The organism is Algibacter sp. AS12 (assembly GCF_046736315.1).
Taxonomy (GTDB): Bacteria; Bacteroidota; Bacteroidia; order Flavobacteriales; family Flavobacteriaceae; genus Algibacter_B; species Algibacter_B amylolyticus.
Window position 1 is genome coordinate 14,069 of the sequence record NZ_CP151841.1, and the last position, 19,275, is coordinate 33,343.

The 19,275-nt window shown below is 32.6% G+C and carries 13 protein-coding genes; 4 read left to right on the top strand and 9 right to left on the bottom strand.

Annotated elements, in window-relative coordinates; genetic code table 11:
• Window positions 1-18: 18 nt before the first annotated feature.
• Both AAFN75_RS00075 and AAFN75_RS00080 read right to left on the bottom strand, forming a co-directional pair.
• Window positions 19-2,751, bottom strand: coding sequence for a carboxypeptidase regulatory-like domain-containing protein (locus AAFN75_RS00075; RefSeq protein ID WP_411807686.1), 2,733 nt, complete (start codon window positions 2,749-2,751; stop codon window positions 19-21).
• A gap of 20 nt (window positions 2,752-2,771) precedes the next feature.
• Window positions 2,772-3,632 carry a GLPGLI family protein gene (locus tag AAFN75_RS00080; protein ID WP_411807687.1) on the bottom strand — a complete coding sequence of 287 codons (861 nt, stop codon included), beginning with the start codon at window positions 3,630-3,632 and terminating at the stop codon, window positions 2,772-2,774.
• Between the two features lie 191 nt (window positions 3,633-3,823).
• Here AAFN75_RS00080 and AAFN75_RS00085 point away from each other — a divergent pair, with 191 nt between their 5' ends.
• A complete protein-coding gene (locus AAFN75_RS00085; RefSeq protein WP_411807688.1) occupies window positions 3,824-4,603 on the top strand; it encodes a hypothetical protein in 780 nt (259 codons plus the stop codon).
• A gap of 4 nt (window positions 4,604-4,607) precedes the next feature.
• Window positions 4,608-5,222 (top strand): deoxynucleoside kinase, encoded by a 615-nt coding sequence (locus tag AAFN75_RS00090; RefSeq protein WP_348449261.1) that lies wholly within the window; start codon window positions 4,608-4,610, stop codon window positions 5,220-5,222.
• 3 nt (window positions 5,223-5,225) lie between these two features.
• On the opposite strand, the gene AAFN75_RS00095 is transcribed toward AAFN75_RS00090, so the two are convergent.
• The 7 genes from AAFN75_RS00095 to AAFN75_RS00125 form a co-directional block, all read right to left on the bottom strand.
• Window positions 5,226-6,971, bottom strand: a complete 1,746-nt coding sequence (locus AAFN75_RS00095; protein WP_411807689.1) for a hypothetical protein — start codon at window positions 6,969-6,971, stop codon at window positions 5,226-5,228.
• Window positions 6,959-8,155, bottom strand: a complete 1,197-nt coding sequence (locus AAFN75_RS00100; RefSeq protein ID WP_411807690.1) for a DUF4249 domain-containing protein — start codon at window positions 8,153-8,155, stop codon at window positions 6,959-6,961. The genes AAFN75_RS00095 and AAFN75_RS00100 overlap by 13 nt, the downstream gene beginning before the upstream one ends.
• A 2-nt stretch (window positions 8,156-8,157) precedes the next feature.
• The gene (locus tag AAFN75_RS00105) at window positions 8,158-10,932 is read right to left on the bottom strand and encodes a TonB-dependent receptor (protein ID WP_411807691.1); all 2,775 of its coding nucleotides are present in this window, start codon (window positions 10,930-10,932) and stop codon (window positions 8,158-8,160) included.
• A 22-nt stretch (window positions 10,933-10,954) separates the two neighbouring features.
• On the bottom strand, window positions 10,955-11,671 hold the full coding sequence (locus AAFN75_RS00110) for a hypothetical protein (protein WP_411807692.1): 717 nt from the start codon (window positions 11,669-11,671) through the stop codon (window positions 10,955-10,957).
• Window positions 11,672-12,005: 334 nt separating this feature from the next.
• Window positions 12,006-13,004, bottom strand: a complete 999-nt coding sequence (locus tag AAFN75_RS00115; protein WP_411807693.1) for an App1 family protein — start codon at window positions 13,002-13,004, stop codon at window positions 12,006-12,008.
• A gap of 83 nt (window positions 13,005-13,087) precedes the next feature.
• Window positions 13,088-15,484, bottom strand: a complete 2,397-nt coding sequence (locus AAFN75_RS00120) for a sodium-translocating pyrophosphatase (RefSeq protein ID WP_411807694.1) — start codon at window positions 15,482-15,484, stop codon at window positions 13,088-13,090.
• A gap of 130 nt (window positions 15,485-15,614) precedes the next feature.
• Window positions 15,615-16,148, bottom strand: a complete 534-nt coding sequence (locus AAFN75_RS00125) for an inorganic diphosphatase (RefSeq protein WP_144116317.1) — start codon at window positions 16,146-16,148, stop codon at window positions 15,615-15,617.
• Window positions 16,149-16,364: 216 nt separating this feature from the next.
• Here AAFN75_RS00125 and AAFN75_RS00130 point away from each other — a divergent pair, with 216 nt between their 5' ends.
• Together AAFN75_RS00130 and AAFN75_RS00135 are read left to right on the top strand one after the other, a co-directional pair.
• Window positions 16,365-18,584, top strand: a complete 2,220-nt coding sequence (locus AAFN75_RS00130) for a M1 family metallopeptidase (protein WP_411807695.1) — start codon at window positions 16,365-16,367, stop codon at window positions 18,582-18,584.
• 64 nt (window positions 18,585-18,648) lie between these two features.
• A complete protein-coding gene (locus AAFN75_RS00135; RefSeq protein WP_411807696.1) occupies window positions 18,649-19,257 on the top strand; it encodes an SGNH/GDSL hydrolase family protein in 609 nt (202 codons plus the stop codon).
• Window positions 19,258-19,275 lie beyond the last annotated feature (18 nt).

The following is a 19,275-nucleotide window of genomic DNA, read 5'->3' on the forward strand; positions in this document are numbered from 1 at the left end:
GATGTCTAACCCATTAAATTACAACTCGTAACGTATTCTTAAGGTTACAAATCGAGGCTGAATAAAAGTTTCTGAACTAAAAACAGACAAGTTTGTTGCACTATTGCGTACTCTAGAATCTATATCTAATAAATTAGTAGCTTTTAAAACATATTCCCATTTGGAGTCTTCATTTTTTCTGTATGCTAAAGAGGCATCCCAAGTTTTAAAGGATTGTGATGGATTTACACCATCGTCCTGATTGCTATATGTAAAATCGGTTTCGAAAGTTACCGACTTCCATATGTAAGCATCAAAATTAATAGAAGGCGCCTTAGTAACAAACTTTGTAGAACTTGAACCCTGATCGTTATTTGAAACACTATAGCGGTATCTTAACCTAACGTTTGGTGCCTCTCTAAAATTAGTTCTTAATTCTGGTGTGTAACTTTGTGTAAACTGTTCGTTTAAAGACTGCTGCCCTTGAATAAACTGATTAATTTTACTATAGTTTAAACTCGTTGAAATTCCTGCTTGTAATTTCCCAAAAGTACGTTGAACACGGCCACTAGCCGAAACACTTTCATCGGCAAAATTAGAATTGAAAAATGTACTTGTTCTTATTACATTATCAAAATCGGTAAGACTTCGTATTTGATCGATATTCTTATTGTAAGCAAGTCTTGCATATACATTAGTGTAATTAAAAAGATTAAAACTTCTGTAAAACAAACTTAAATTATGCGATAAGGCATTTTGTAGTTCTGGCTCTCCGTATTGAATACTACTAAAACTATTAAATACTAAGCCCTGTGCTAAATTTGTAACATCGGTAAACTGATTTTGCATTTGATAACGCAGTGTTAAACTCTCGCTTTTTTTAAGCTGAATTCGAGTCTCGAAATCTGGTAACAGCTTAAAGAAACTATCTTCGAATGTTTCACCAAACTGGGTGTTTTTATTTCCGTAGGCATGCACAGAAAACCCTGGTGTTATGGTAAACTTACCCGTTTTTAAAGTATAGTGTGCTCCTAAATAAACATCGGTAAAATTATACTCGGTGTCATTTTTTGCTAAACCATCGTTAAAACTTGGGGTTGGTTCAAACTCTGAACCATCTTCTAAAAACTGAAAAATATTCGAGTTAAACTCTTGTCTACTATAAATAGTTCCTAAAGTAAAATTGATATTACTCTTACCATTAAGAATATTGTAATAATCAATTTTAGCATCAACTTGGTTCGATTTAATACGTTTGTTTTGCCCAATATCGTAATAATCTAAATTTGTTAAAAACCCTATGGCATCTGCAGTTGTATCAAAAGCATCATTGTCTTCATCTTCATTATTATCAGGATTATTTAACAATAGTGCATTGTAAAACGGATCTTCATTTTTAATTAAATGTTGGCCTTCAAAAGCAAAAATATTAGTTTCATTTAATGTGTAATAATAATTTAAACTTTGACTAATACTAAAAGGCGTAGCTTCATCTAACTGTGTGGTGTTCCCTAGAACACTAGAAAACAAGTTTTGATTTTGAGTGTCTTTAGAGAATCGACCTAAAATATCATAATCTAATTGATTATTAATATTAGGCTTATAGGCTGCACTAAGTTTTAGTAAACCTTGATTAGACCGCTCCTCGCTATTTTGCTCGGTAGCTTCGTCTGGAATCCCTAAATCGGAATCTGTATACTGCACCAAACTTTTTTCCTTTGATAAAATATTGCTGCTATTAAAAATAGCAAATCCACTTAAATCTAAATTTTTGTTAGGCGAATAACTAAAATTTGTTGCCGCTAATTTGTTTTTAATTTCTAGAGCATTGTTTTGCGACGTTAAAAAATTAAGACTGTTATTTCCTAAACTAATACTTGTTCCGCTGCTTCTACTTGGTGCTCTAAAACCACCACCAAAACCACGAAGATCTTCTCGCGTTAAAGCCAAATCGCCTGTATTATTTAAATCTCCAATAAAATTTAAGCTAAACTTAGGGCTATAATAAAACAATTTTGGTTGCAAGATGTAGAGTTCATCATCGGGAGAGGCTCCAACTCCTGCGGTAATATTACCAAACCAAAAATTCTCCTTTCCTTCTTTAAGTTTTATATTAATAGCAACATTATCTTGATTATTAGTAACACCACTTAATTGACCAACCTCAGAAAAATTACGGAGTACCTGTATTTTATCGACAGCATTCGAAGGAATGTTTTTAATACCTAATTTGGTATCGCCATCAAAAAAATCTTTTCCATTAACCATTAACTTGCTTACTACATTCCCTTCCACTTCTACCTGGCCGTCATCATTTATTTCGACACCTGGAAGCTTTTCTAATACATCTTCTAGTTTGCGTTCTGTTCCGTTTTTAAAAGAATCGGCATTATAAATTAAGGTATCTCCCTTTACGGTAACAGGCATTTCGTAGGTTAACTCGATAGCATCTAAGGCGTTATCGGCTTCTAAAACAATATCCTTAACTACATCATCATTTACAGTTGTAATGGTTTCAGTATAGGTTTTCATACCTATATAACTTACCTGTATACTGTAGGTACCATTTTTAGCTAAACTTATTCTATAAAACCCAGCCTGATCTGTAATTCCGTAGGACTGCAAGGTTTTTGTTTCTTGATTAATAGCTATTACGTTTGCCAATTCTAATGGCGCGCCTATGCTATCTTTTACAACACCCTCTAATTTAATTTGACCTATTGCGTTATTAGCAAAGCCAATTAAAACTATTAATATGAGTTTCTTTATCATTATTGATTGGTATCTAAAAATTAACGCCCTCTTCCGCCGCCTGGTCTTCCGTTTCCTCTACCACGATTGGCTCTAAATTCTTCCATTTTTTTAGTAACAATCTCTTTATATTCGGCTTGTGTAACAACCGATCCCTTTCTAGGTGCTTTAATTTCAGTTTTTTCTTCTGGATTAATAACAATTTTAGAGCAAAGCATAACCGTATCGCCAGCTGTTACTTCTAAAATTAAACCTGGTAATCCCCAATAATCTGCTGGTCCTTGGCTAACTGGTATTTGTGGCGTATACCACGCTGTAACTTCAACTATTTTTGGTTCGTCTTTTTTAGCTGCATCCTCTTCCTTGTCATCATCATTACCTCGTCTTGGTGGCCCAAACCCAACTTCATTAGATACTTTTTTAGCAGTCGCTTTAAAGCATAAATATTGACCTATTTGCTTGGTTTCTTTACCCATAACCCACTCTAAAGGCTCCATGTCTTCTTTAATTAAAAATTGCTTTCCAAAAAACTCCTGGTCTTGCAAATACAATTTTTCCTTAACGTTTTTGTATTGTGGTCCTGGAGCAAAACTGCTTGCAAACCCTCCAAAGCCTCTTCCCGAATTTACTGGAGACAATAATTTTTCATCTTCAACAAAAATGGATTCTTCCTTGTTAAAAGTTAAAACATAAGTTTTTTCTAACATGGACTTAAAACGCGTTTCCAACTCTTTTTTACGCTGTTCGGTCATTTGCTCTCCCCCCCTATTAAAACGACTCAAATCCATGGTTGTTTTAGAAAAATAGTAAGCTTTACCTTGAAAATCTTGTTGTGCATGCAGTGCTACACTAACCAGTAAAAGTAGGACTAGCGTAAAAATTGTAGTGTTGTTATTTTTCATTATCAAATTATAATAAGATTATACTTTAAACCAAAAGTAGTTATTAAACTACGGTTTAGACCTAACAAATACTCGACAGTTTAATCCAAAAAAGTTAATATTTAGTTAAAATAAAACAATAAATAATCTAAGTAGCGTTTTATTAACAACTAGCCTATTACTGGATTGATTTTTGTATTTTTCAAGCTGCAATGAAATACACTTACTATATTTTTATATTTTTCTTCGTTTCCATTAGTGCACAAGAATCTGTAGCTATAAAGTTTATCGATTCTGTAAACTTAAAAAGTGATTCTCTAATTGCCGTGGATAATTTTAATACTGTGTTTTATGTTAACAACAATATTTTACATAAAAAAACAAACACTAAAACCATAACATACAACAACTTACAACTAGGAGACCTAAGCGATGTTAATACATTTAACCCTTTAAAAATTAATCTATTCTATAAAGATTTTAATACGGTAGTTATACTTGATAATCGCTTAGCAGAAGTGTTTAAAATAGATTTTAACGCATTATCACCCTACAAAAACGTGTCGCATATTGCTACTGGTTACGATAATACCTTTTGGATTTTTAATCAAGATTTACAAAAACTAGAATTGTTTGATTATAAAACTAAAACCAATCGAGCACAAACGGCTCCTGTACAAAGCGAAGCTCTAGACATAAAAAGCAACTACAACTTTTGCTGGCTATTAACTAAAAACTATTTGTACACCTATAATTACTTTGGAAGTTTAGTAAAAAAAGTAAAAAATACGGGGTATACTGCTCTAGCGGAAAGTAATGAAAATATTATATTAAAAAGAGACAGCCAATTATTTTATATGCCAAAAGACAAGGAAAAGGTCTTACCAATCGATACATCAAATTTATTGATAAATCAGTTTTTTGTAGTCAACGAAACCTTGTATATTTACGGCAATAATGTCCTAAATAAATTTCAACTTAAAATACAGTAACACCATGCACATTGCTATTGCCGGAAATATTGGCGCAGGAAAAACAACACTCACCAAATTATTAGCAAAACACTACAACTGGGAAGCCCAGTTGGAAGATGTGGTGGACAACCCATATTTAGATGATTTTTATACTGAAATGGCACGTTGGAGTTTTAACCTTCAGGTATACTTTTTAAACAGCAGATTTCGTCAAGTTTTACAAATTCGTCAAAGCGGAAAAGACATTATTCAAGACCGAACTATTTATGAAGATGCTCACATATTCGCGCCCAACTTGCACGCCATGGGTTTAATGACCAATCGCGATTTCGAAAACTACACCTCACTTTTCGAACTTATGGAATCTTTAGTAAAGGGGCCAGATGTGCTTATATATTTACGCAGTTCTATTCCAAATTTGGTATCGCAAATTCATAAACGCGGACGCGACTACGAAAATACAATTAGCATCGATTATTTAAGCCGACTTAACGAACGTTATGAAGCGTGGATTCATGGATACAACAAAGGAAAATTACTTATAATTGATGTAGACAATTTAAATTTTGTTGATAACCAAGAAGATTTAGGGCATGTAATAAATACTATTGATGCTGAGATAAACGGGTTGTTTTAAGCTTTAATTTCCTACCTCAAAATACATTTTTGATATTATATATTTACCGGCATTAGAATACCCTTCTAAAGTTATTTCAAATACCCCTTTTACATCTGATGTGTAAAAGTTAATTGTACTCGAACTTGAATTAAAAAACAAATTAGGTTCCCATAATAATTGACTTCTATAATCGGGAATTCTTTTAAGTTTACTTACTTCTGAAGTATAAATGGGGTTATAATATATTTTATTTTCTTTAATAGCATCAAGGTTTAAAAACCCAAAACCTTCTCTATACTTTGGTAACTTAAAATCACTTTTCTTTGTTTTAATATCAATTATTCCATTGAAAATACTAGGACCATTAAAATATATACCTCTTACGACACTAACACTTTCAATTTTATTAGAATCATAATCCAAAACATCTAAGTTATTTTGAATTAATATACCATCAAATAAAACTAAGGGATTATAATCCTTAAAAACATTATTTCGTAGTTCTTCGTAGTTATATACTTTAAAACTAAAATTATCTCCGCTCTTTCTTACAGCAGCTTCAGCTATAATTTCAACAAAAGTCTCTTTAACCGATGGAAACCTTGTGTAATCATCTAAAAAATATTTAACTGTAGGGTTACCATAAAACATCGTATTTGGACTACGGAAAACAATACTATCTCGCTTTGCATTATGATATGCACTTTCTATTTGATTATGTATGCTTTGCTTTAAAAGCCAGTCTTTAGTATTTTCATTTACTTTTATTTTTGCATACTTTAATTGATCTGCATATTTAAAAGACGAATCATCCAATAGAATATTATAATCCCCTTTATTTTTATCTAGCACTTGTATAATGACTTCACTATCATTATAGTTTTCGTGGATATTGAAATAAAATTTACCCCTTTGATCGGTTTTTACATTTTTATAAATGTAATGACTACCCGGAATTGACAATGCAACAATCATATCTGCTACGATTGTATTGTTACTTTTAGATAGCACTTGACCCGAAATAACTTCGCCTCTTATTTCAGGTAAATATTTTATTTCGTTATAATTATCAACTTTATTATTAGAGTTATGATCTGTAACTCCTATTGAATCCAACTTACGAACCGACACACTATAATTCCCATAATTACTTTCACCAAGCAGGCTACTCATAGTAATTTCAACATTTTCTCTAACTTTATAAACCTTTTTATTAGTCTCAAGTTTAATGTCTGTATTTTCTTGAAGAACCGTAGGAATCGTTTTTTTTATCTCTTTTAGATTATCGGCGTATAATTCTTTATTTTCAAAAGAATCATCGTTAGGTATAAATGGATTGATAATATATACATCAGATTGAAAAAATGGATTAGCGCTATTATTGTTCATCCATTTGGTGTAAGATATAAGCTTGTAATGCCCCGTTTCTATATTTGGTGGTATAAAAAAATCTCCATTAGCTAATCCCTTATTCAGTTGTAGCTTATGTTTAAACAGGTTCTTTTTATTAGCTCCAATTAATTCAACATAAGCTATTTTACTAGCCGCACTTAATTTTCCTGTACTGCTTACGCAATATAGTTTATAGAATAAAGTTTCTCCTGCCAATATAGTATTGGTATTTACCTGAAGCACAATATTTTCTTGAGGAATAATAGCTTTGAAAGCTTCAAAACTCTCCTTATCTATTTGGCATGTGGAATCTAAGCAAAACAAACACAAAGCTACTCCAACTACAAATTGTATTCTTTTAATTAATCTTCCCAAAATGATGGTTTTAAGTTTGATGAAAATGTTGTACAGTCGCCACACTCCGGACTTGCCAATTGGTAAACAGAGCTACTTCCTGAAACATATTTATAAGGGTTATACCTGCTTAACAAATATAAAAGTATAGCTCTTTCATTTTGCTCTGGTGGGTTATCACTACCTACTTTATCATAATCTAACAGTCTTAAATCACAGTCATAAAAATATGGTGGTAAATCTAAATTAAACTCCGTATAATCGAAATAAATTCTTTTAGACGACACTGAACTTAAATCAAAAAACCCAACAACTTTATCGGAAACGTTTTGTGAAGAAAAGATGTTACCTTGTATAAAACCTGGTTGATTACCTACAAATGCACTTTCTCCATCTGAATTTAACTTTTTTAAAACTTTATAAAACGTATTGGCATCAGCAGACTGAACATACTGCCTTACTAAAATACTATATCTCTCTCTTAGAGTTGGACTATTCATTGAAATAAATCGAACTGGAAATTTTGCAATACGATTCTCTGCTAAACCACTAACACTTGTTAAAATGATTTCGCTTGAAGAATTGCTTGAATAGCAAACCTCTTCACCCGGATCTCTAGGTACTAATTCAATAAACTCGTCTGCAATAACTATAGCATCGAGGCTTTTGTAATACGGAGCTACTATCTTATAAGTTTCCTCATATTCATACCTGAAAAAATTAGCATCCCCTAAATTATCGTTGGTATCAACAAATACTTGAACCCCTATTTCTCCATTTAAATTAACCAATTCTGCATAGAGGTTTTCCATTTCTGCTTTAGATGGTAAAAATTCACTATTTGAAATGTATTCTTTTCCATCAGTTGTAGTAATTACTAATTTATAGGCAACATTAGGTACTGCTTGAAATGCCGAGTTAGATAAATACAAACCATTACCTGTTTCGCTAAAATTATAGATATTATTATTACTATCCTCAATTCTAACATTAGCATTACTTTCAATAACAGGCGTATCACTTTCTAATAAATAAGTTCTTGAAAGTTTTATCTCTTGTCTTTTAAACTCATCAGTTATGGTGGCTTCAACAACTAAAACATCCTCAAATGATTCCGTAACCAAAGGAAATGGCTCTGTGCAACAAAAGGATATACTTAATAACACAAGTAACAATATGCTTCTATATAATTTATTCAATCTCATAATTAAAATATAAAATTATACGTTATTGTTGGCACCGGAACAGAAAATATAGAAGATTTAAGCCCCTTTATTTCGCCATTATCATTTACAAAAAACACAGAATAAGGATTATTTCTACCCAACACATTATAAACTGAAATATTCCAAAAACTATGCGCCAATTTTACGTTTTTATGATTGCCTTCAATATTAACTCCAACATCAAAACGATAGTAATCTGGTATTCTAAATTTATTTCTATCGCTGTATAATACTTGTTCTTGTCCATTGTAATTATATTTTCCAACAGGATATGTAACTGGTCTTCCTGTTTGATAATTAAAATTCATGGAAACACTGTATCGCTTTGTAAGTCTATAATTTGACACCACATTAACATCATGTGGTCTATCTTGATTTGCTGGGAAATACTCGCCGTTATTTACTTGATTCGATAAAAAATCACTATCCAACTTAACCAAAGTTTTTGAATAAGAATAACCTAGCCAGCCATTAAGTCTTCCTTTTTTCTTTTTTAATAAAAACTCTGCTCCATAAGCTCTCCCTTCGCCCTGTAAAAGTTCTGTTTCTATATTTTCGTTTAAAAGTAACTCTGCACCAACTTTAAAATCTAAAAGGTTTTTCATTTTTTTGTAATAGCCTTCTATACTTAATTCATGCACGCCGTCATCAAAATTCTTATATACTCCAGCTGAAAACTGCTCTGCTCTTTGGGGTTCAATATTTAAATCTGATAGTTTCCACGAATCAACAGGAGATGCTGTAGTATTACTCGATAATAAATGAGAGTACTGAATGGTTTTATTATATCCAACTTTTAGTGAAACATTTGGAGACAAAAAATATCTTCCAGAAAATCGAAATTCTGGTCCTCCATAAGTTTTAATCACCTCATTTTTTTTGTAAGACTTAGTATCTATAACAGATTCTGAGCTTTTTGGTTGAGATGGGTCGTAAACGTTTTGAGTCCCCGCACCCAATGAAGCATATAACGAGTACCTTACACCAATATCTAACAAGAGCTTTTTGTTTACCTCAATTAAATCGGAAACGAATAAGGCCGATTCTAGAGCCCTTTCATTGTCTACACTTTTTGGTTCAACAACAGACTCATCGCCTAAAGGCACTATACTTCCTGGTTTTATTCCATATATTTTACTGCTTACTCCATAACTAAATTTATGTTTTTTACTGTATAAATATTTAGCATTTAATTTTAACTGTGTTTCGTTTATACTGTAACCCAAATCAAAATTTCGGTTAAAAACACCATCATAAATAATACTAAATTTATATTCACTTGTAGCTAATTGAACAGAAGCTCTGTTTTTATCATTAAATTTATGATTCCATTTTATAGAAGCCAATCTATTGCTATAGCCATAAACAGAATCTGAAGTAATACTAAATTCATCATTACTATGATATGCTGTAGCTTGTAAATCATTTTTGTCATTAATTTTATAATTAAATTTTACAAGTGCATCATAAAAAGAAGCTTTACTATTTTTTATTGATTCTTCAGAAACAGCTTTAAGAACCCAATCCGAATAAGTCGCTCTCCCACCAACCAAAATTGACATTTTATCCTTTATAATTGGAGCTTCTATCATTAAGTTTCCTGTTATTGGGCCAATATTACCTTCGCCAGAAAACTTTTCCATATTTGCCTCCTTTGTAGAAATATCAATAACAGAAGATAAACGACCGCCGAACTCAGCAGGAATACTGCCTTTATAAATATCCACACTACCAGTTGCAAAAGGATTTATTGCTGAGAATACTCCAAAAAAGTGAGACGGGTTATACATAACCGCATCATCGAAAAGAATTAAGTTTTGGTCAACCTTTCCGCCTCTTACATTATAGCCCAAGGCACCTTCACCTGCTGTTTTTATACCAGGCATTGTCGTTGCCACTTTTAAAACATCGCGTTCTCCTAAAACTAAAGGTATATTCTTAAGGCCTTTAATATCAATTGTAGTTACTCCAACTTCAGCTTTTTTAATATTATCATCTTTATCCGATTCAATAACAATTTCATCAAGTAATTCGGCAGACTCATTTAAACTAAAATTTAAAGTTCCATTACCGTACACAATTATTTTTCGCTTACTTTTTCCGTATGATAAAGATGATGTTACTAGTTCATAAAATCCTGAAGGCACTTCCAATTCATAAAATCCAGAACCATCCGTAGTTGCATTTACATTTTTGTCTTTTATAAATACTACTAAATTATCTATAGGCTTATTCGTCTTTGAATCCCTAATACGACCAGAAACATTATATTTACTTTGAGTAGAATTGGCGTCTTCCTTTCCTATAGCATAAATATTACCATCACTTTTTACTCGGTTACTGATATATTGTTTTTGAAGAATTGGGGTTTTAGTTTTTTTATTTAGTTCTGTATCAACTATTTTAGTACGATCAGGATCTCCGTTTTTAAAAAAAAAGTCAGGTAATTTATCCATAATAGCGTTATTCTTGGTTAAAATAACTTTACCGTCAAAAATCAAATAATTTATAGATGTGTCTTCTAAAATGTCTTCAATAATAGTCTCTATTCTAACATCCTTGTAAGATTTTGATAATAAATCATCCTCAAACCACTGTGCTTCAAAGTAAAATTGATATCCCACCAATTTCTCCAATTTAATCAAAGCATCAATACGATTCGTTTGGTTAAAACTGATTGAAACTTTTTTATTCTCTTGAGACATCCCAACTGCGCTGAGCAAGAGCATAAAAATCAAAATCACTAATTTCTTCATATATTAAAGTATAATTTTTAATCTAATTTAAGTTGGTGAATAATTTTACAAAAAATTGATACTTATTCTTTTTGTACAAACGCCTGTTAGAATTAAAATAATCAGATATTTCAGCTTTTTTTTCGGGTATTAATTCAATAATATCTTTCTTTGAATTAATTTTTAAATAAATGTTTTTATAAAACAAAACATATATTTCATGGTCTTTAAACACATAAAACACTTTATTTTTTGATAGTTTCTGTATACCTTCTTTTTTATACTTAACGTATAACTCATATTCTTCCCCTTTATAGGCTTCTTTAAAAAAACCGTTTTCATAAAAAGGTAAAAGCGAGGTGGTTTTAGGGAGTCTAACAAACTTGTCGTCATTCAAAACAAATTGACTAATCATATTTGAGTTTAAACTCAAATTAGCAACTTTATTATTTACAAATTCCAGAATTACCAAATCATGAAGCAAATCATACTTCATTTTAGCATTATAATAGGGTTGTTCATTATAAACAATAAATCCACTTAGAAAATCACTTGAAGCATAAAATTTATGATTTTTAATATCCAAACTTCTATAATCATCTATATATTCCAAACCATTAAAAACATTATTATTTTCATAGCTTAAAAATGAATCATAAACTTTATAATGCTCAGTATTTTCTACAACCAAATTACTTTGGGCAAACCCATGCAAAATGCATATTAAATAAAAAAATAGAGGAACAAAGACTTTCATCATTTTCTGTGAATTTGAAATCGAAAATAAGATATTTAGAATTCATCATCTAGCTATTAATCTTTTTTAACAGATATTATAAAAATTTAATAAAACTAAGTGTCATTACAGACACTATTAATGAAATACCCCCTGAAAATTACGGATTATGCGAAGTTGCCGTTTTTAGCCAAAATAGAACGGGACCGCTTGAAGTCTGTCTTGATTAAATTCGAAACATTACAAGTCCTCGCATCTCCTGCATCGGACTGTGGGCTATCCTCTACAATCCCTAACGCAACTATACGCTAAAGTAATTACACAAAATTAAGTTCGGTCTATCTAAAAAAAGCCTTAGCTATTTTATAAAACCATGTAATCTAGCATGTGCTATAACAGCATTGGCATGCTCTACCAATAACACAGGTATAGTTTTGTAACCATCAAACAAAGCCTTTACACGTAACATTTTCTTTTTATGATTAACGCTCCTTAAATAAATAGCCAAAATTCTACCCGGAAAAGACTCCGATACTTCCTTATAGATATAAGGGTCATGTTCTCCAATATCGCCAATTAGAATAAACTTTAAATCCGGATACGTTTTTAAAATATTTACAATCTCTTTGTGCTTTTGGGGTTTTTCTCCTTTTCTCTTTTTTGTAAACGGTCTAGGAAAACTTCTAAGTATTATAGGCCCTTTAGGAAAATTGTTTTTATTTAAAAACAATTCCAAATACCTATATAAGTTCCATGGACTATGGCTTACATAAAATATAGGGTTAGCCTCCTGCCCTGTTTTACCCCGATGTAAAAGATGGTAAAATTCTGGTGCTCCTTCTAACGGCAAGCGTTTTCCTGCCGATGTAAGTAAGGTATTTATTAAGACCCGCCATTTTAAAATAGATGTTAATCCCGTATGTAAAATGGTATCGTCAATATCGCTAATAACCCCAAAAGATGCCTTTTTTGAAGGAATAAGCATGTCTCCTGGAAATCTATTATCGCTTTGAATAGTTCTTTTTAAATGCTGTGTATTATACGAAATCTCCAAGGGCACCCAACCTTCAGTATTTGCATAATCCTCTAAATTTTCAACAATTCCATCTATTAAAAAATAGCCTTTTTTATCTGTTTTGGTATAATAAAACTTATCATCTCCAACTTTAATTCTAAGCTCGGTATTTTTTATTTCGTCGGTTTCAAAACGCTTCCATGCATTAAAAAGAAGCTTAAAAGCACCTTGTTGTTCTAGGTTTATACTTTCATCTTCTATGGCTCGACCTCTTAAATACAAATGATTCGAGGTACCGTAGGTTTGAAATGCTATTATTTGAAGCGGATCTTTCTTAAACATATGGGTTTAAAAATACAAAAAACCACGCGAATGGCGTGGTTTTTATAAGAACTCATTTTAACTTTTAAAAGTTGAGAGGATATTTAATTCTCAATAACTTTTTCTATAGCTTTTGTTTCTATTTTAAGGTTTCCATCTGCTGTATTAAAAGCCTCTACTTGAGCTCTTACTTCTGCTTCCGTTCCTTCAAAAGTCTCATAACTAGTAGAGGCTTCACCATTTTTGGTAGTGACAGTTTTAACAACTGCTTTGGTGGTTCCGTCTTCATTATTGGTCATTTCAACGTTAACTTCTTTTGAAACTTCAACCTGTTCTTTACTATTTAAATTACTAGCATAAGCCGCTACTCCATCTGCATTCATTGCAATACTAGGTGCAATTACAAGCGCAACTACCGACATTAATTTTAATAAGATGTTTAAAGATGGACCAGAAGTATCTTTAAACGGATCACCTACAGTATCACCTACAACGGCTGCTTTATGAGCATCTGTTCCTTTCTTGCCTTGCTCCTCAATAGTTTTCTTAGCATTATCCCAAGCACCACCAGCATTTGATTGAAAAATGGCCATAAGCACTCCACAAGTAGTAACACCGGCAAGAAGTCCACCTAACATTTCAGCGCCTCCTAAAAAACCAACAGCTACAGGAACGGCAATAGCCAATAAACCTGGTAATACCATTTCTTTAATAGAAGCTTTAGTTGAGATATCTATACATTTTCCATAATCCGCAACACCATCAGCTGCATCAAAAATCGCTCTATCTGCGGGAGTTGCTTTAGTCATATCAGAATCATATTTTCTCATAACACCCAAAGCTGCCTTTAATTCAGGAATATCTCTAAATTGACGACGTACCTCTTCAATCATTGCCATAGCAGCACGACCAACAGCATTCATTGATAACGCAGAAAATACAAATGGCAACATACCTCCAACTAATAATCCAGCCATAATTTTTGGCTGAGACACATCAATTGCAACAACTCCTGCAGTTTTCATGAAAGCAGCAAATAATGCTAATGCAGTTAAAGCCGCAGATGCAATAGCAAACCCTTTTCCAACGGCAGCCGTTGTATTACCAACTGCATCTAATTTATCAGTACGTTCTCTAACTTCACTTGGTAACTCTGCCATTTCAGCAATACCACCGGCATTATCACAAATTGGTCCGTAAGCATCAACAGCTAATTGAATACCTGTATTTGCTAACATACCAACCGCGGCAATAGCAATACCATATAACCCAGCAAAATGATGCGAAATCATAATTGCAGCAGCTATTAAAAGTATTGGAATCATTGTTGACATCATACCAACACCTAAACCAGCTATAATATTTGTTGCTGCTCCCGTTTCAGATTGTGCTACAATAGACATAACAGGTTTTTTTCCTGTAGCCGTAAAATATTCTGTTATTTTACCAACACCTAAACCTGCCACTAAACCAGCAATTGTTGCCCAAAACACTCCCATCGCTCCAAAAGGTAAACCTTCAACAGACTCAGGGATCAATGAATTAATTATAAAATAAGACGCTACAACCATTAAACCTGCAGAACCAAATTCTCCAATATTTAATGCTGTTTGTGGATTTCCACCATCTTTTACTTTTACAAAGAATGTTCCTAAAATGGACATTAAAATACCTACAGCACCAAGAACTAAAGGCAAGTAAACAGCTCCTAAACCATCAAAATTTGGTGTTAAGATAAACGCTCCTAATACCATAGTACCTATAATTGAACCGACATAAGATTCAAATAAATCGGCTCCCATACCAGCAACATCACCAACATTATCACCAACGTTATCTGCAATAGTTGCAGGGTTTAAAGGATGATCCTCTGGAATACCAGCTTCTACCTTACCAACTAAATCTGCTCCAACATCAGCAGCTTTAGTATAAATACCACCACCAACACGCGCAAACAATGCAATAGATGATGCTCCTAAAGAAAACCCTGAAAGTACATTAAGTACCATTGATAAATTTTCTGCTCCAGGCCACATGGATTGGTATATAATAAACAAACCACTTAAACCTAAAATTCCAAGACCTACAACACCTAATCCCATAACAGCACCACCAGCAAACGCTACTTCTAGAGCGCGCCCTAGCGATGTTCTGGCAGCCTCTGTAGTTCTCACATTAGCTTTGGTTGCTACCTTCATACCAATAAATCCGGCTAAGGCCGAACAAATGGCTCCAATAATAAATGATAAGGCTACCATACCATTAGATCCTACTTCATTTGTTCCTTTAAAGAACAATAAGACCGCTACAGCAGCTACAAAAATGGCTAAAACTTTGTATTCGGCTTTTAAGAAAGCCATAGCACCATCGGCTATATTTTTAGCGATACGTGACATTTTTTCATTTCCAACGGCTTGTTTTGAAACCCATCCGCTTTTTAGAAAAACGAAAATTAAAGCTACAACACCAAAAAGAGGTAAAAATTTTACTATTAATTCCATATTAGTTAGTCGGTTTTAAATTAATTAATTTTTTAACTAGGTGAAAATATGAAAATATATGTGATAAAAAAAACCACCTTAAATTAAAGATGGTTCATTTTATTTGCTGTTATTTTAAGAATCCAATAATTTAGATCGTAAAAGTGCGTTTTTTCTTGTGCTCACTGTCATCATAACGCTTAACACATTCATGATAAATTTTAAGAGCTGCCTCTGCATTACCCCATCCTCCTGTATCAACTTTTTTCTTCTCCAAATCTTTATATACTTGAAAGAAGTGTTCAATTTCTTTTAATCTGTGTGGATTTAAATCTGCAATATCCATTTTATTACTCCAAATAGGATCGGAAACAGGTACACATATTACTTTTTCATCTGGTCCTTTTTCATCAGTCATATAAAAAACACCAATAGGTCTAACTTCCATTACAACCATTGGGTAAGTTGGCTGGTGCCCTAAAACCAATACATCTAATGGATCTTGATCTAACGCCAAAGTTTCAGGAATAAACCCGTAATCACCAGGGTACATCATTGAAGAAAATAACATACGATCAAATCTAATTTTGTGTAATGTAAAATCGTATTCGTATTTATTTCTACTTCCTTTAGGTATTTCAATTAACACATCAAATGTTACTGATTGTTTCTTTTTTTCACTCATATTATTATTTTTTAATAACCTTTATATATCGCTTATAAATTTACTTTTTAAGACCACAAATGTAAAGAACACTTTGCCCTTTAGCAACTTTAAAACTAGACATTAGTATTTTTTTAATTGAATGTAAATTTTATTCAACCTTATTAAGTGTTTATTATCAACTACATCCAACAATTTATTATCTTGTGCATGACTAATTCAATACCCTAAAAAATTATGCGTTTTTTCTTATTTTTTGTATTTACTTCCCTGTTTACAGTTCAGGCACAAACTAAACCTTGGCAAGGCAAGTTTGAACCTATCGATAATATGATAGCCGTACCTAATACGTATAGAACCGCAAGTGGCGCTCCTGGAAGTGCCTATTGGCAGCAACGTGCAAACTACAAAATTAAAGCCGTTATTGATGAAAGCAATAATACCTTAACGGGAGAAGAAACTATTACCTATTTTAATAATTCTCCAGATGATTTAAGTTATGTGTGGATTCAGCTAGAACAAAACGTTAATAAAAAAGAAAATGAAGACTTTGGCAATTTAAGAAATAGTATGAGAGACTCCATGACTACTAGAAACCTACAGTTTTTAACTAGAGCCATAGACTTTCCTGCAGGTTACTCTATTAAATCGGTAACCGACAGTAGTAACAACAAACTAAAAACCATGGTTAATAATACCATGATGAAAGTAAAATTAAATACTATTTTAAAATCGGGCGAATCCACTAAAATATTAATCTCTTGGTCTTATCCAATAACCGACAGAAGCATGTATTTACTATCTCGAGAAGGTTATGAGTATTTCCCTGAAGACGACAATACAGTATATTTAATTGCGCATTGGTTTCCTAGAATGGCTGTGTATAGCGATACAGAAGGTTGGCAGAACCAACAATTTCAAAAACTAGGGGAATTCGCTTTGGAATTTGGAGATTACGAAGTTGAAATTACAGTTCCACAAGATCATATAATTGCATCTACTGGCGAGTTACAAAATAGTGACGCCGTATTAAGTAAAACACAAAGAAAAAGATTAGAAGTAGCTAAAAAATCTTTTGACAAACCTGTAATGATAATTACAAAAGAAGAAGCCATAGCGAACGAAAAGCAAAAATCGACCAAACAAAAAACATGGAAATTTAATGCTACAAATGTTAGGGATTTTGCCTTCGCTTCTTCAAGAAAATTTATCTGGGATGCCCAGGCTGTAAAATTACCAACTAATACGGTTATGGCGATGTCATTTTATCCCAAAGAAGGCTTACCTGTATGGCAAGAGGTATCTACTGAAGCGATTAAAAATGGTTTAGAAATTTACTCTGAGGCTACTTTTGATTATCCTTATCCTGTTTGCATTTCGGTAAACACATCCAATATTGGTATGGAATTCCCTATGATTAGTTTTAATGGCGGAAGACCTATTAATGGTGAAATAACAGAAAAGGCTAAACAATCTATGATTGGTACCATAATCCACGAAGTAGGACACAATTGGTTTCCTATGATTGTAAGTTCAGACGAACGAAAATGGATGTGGATGGACGAAGGTTTAAACACCTTTTTACACCAAAGAACACTAAAAGAGCGCTACCCTAGTTTTGCAAGTGTTACACCACAAACCATTGTGCCGTTTATGAGTGGCGATAAGAACATATTAAGACCGATAATGACCAATTCTGATAATGAGCTTATGACGCAGTTTGGCTCCAACTTTTACAGAAAACCAACGGTTGGATTGCAAATGTTAAGACATTCTATTATTGGAGAAGAACTTTTTGATGAAGCTTTTAAAGAATATGCAAACCGATGGAAATACAAGCACCCTAACCCTGCAGATTTGTTTAGAACTTTAGAAGATGCCACGGCAACAGATTTAGATTGGTTTTACCGAGGATGGTTTTTTACTACCGATCATGTAGACATGGAATTAAGCCATGTTAAATGGTTTAAAGTTTATGAAGATGAGTTAAATATTGAAGACAAAAAAGGAACATCGAAGTCTAAAATAGCATCGCAAGCTGATAGCAGCAAAACCATTAATAAAGATTTTAGTAACGGACCAGAAGTTATTACCATGACCACTACCCCAGATAAGGCTTATGGCCAGTTTCTTTCGAGAATTGACGAAGCTCAAGTACGTAAACAAGTTTCTGGAAAAAACATTTACGAAATTACTATAACAAACATTGGAGGTTTAGTTATGCCGGTAACCATAAAATGGGAGTTTAAGGATGGAACATCAGAAATAGATAGGCTTCCTGCAGACCTATGGCGCAGAAACGAATACGAAATTCAAGAAACTTTTATCAAAGAAAAAGAAGTAATTTCTGTAACTTTGGATCCTAACTTTGAATTTGCAGATACAAACACAGAAAATAATAGTTTCCCTAAAACAGAAACCATCTCTGAATTTGAAAAATTCAAACATAACAAATAACAACGTACTCATAAAACATATGCCATATCGTTTTTTAAAGTATTGCTTTACCGCTCTGTGTTGTTTGTGTGTTATCTTAAATGTTAGTAGTCAAACTAATGGGTTAGACACTTTAAAGAAAAAAGTAGAAATTCATAAAATTCTTTTTATTGGTAACGATGTTATTTCTACTCACGACTTACCCGCTGCAGTAAAACAAAAAGCAAAGTATTCTGGCTATACCCTAGAAACTAAAATGATTGCTAATCCAAACTACAATTATTCCGACCATTGGAATAAAAGTGGTGTGCAAAGTCTAATAAGCAGTAAGGTTTATGACGTGGTTGTTATTCAACAAAACCCCACCAATCGCATTAATAGTTACGATAATTTAGTCGATTACAGTAACAGGTATAGTAAACTTTGTAAAGAAAACAGTGTAATATTGGCCTTTTTTATGTGCTGGCCATCGTTAGATCACTTTATTACATTCGATACCGAAATACTAAATTACCAACTTGTTTCAGAAACAAACGACGATGTATTATGTCCCGTTGGACTGGTTTGGAAAACCTATTTTGATAAAACTAAAAAATATGACTATTACAGCGACGATAATTTCCTGCCTTCAAAAAAAGGGAATGATGTTGCGGCTCAGGTTGTTTTAAAAAGTATTTCAAAACACTTCAGGTAAAACCCCTTTTTTACCATA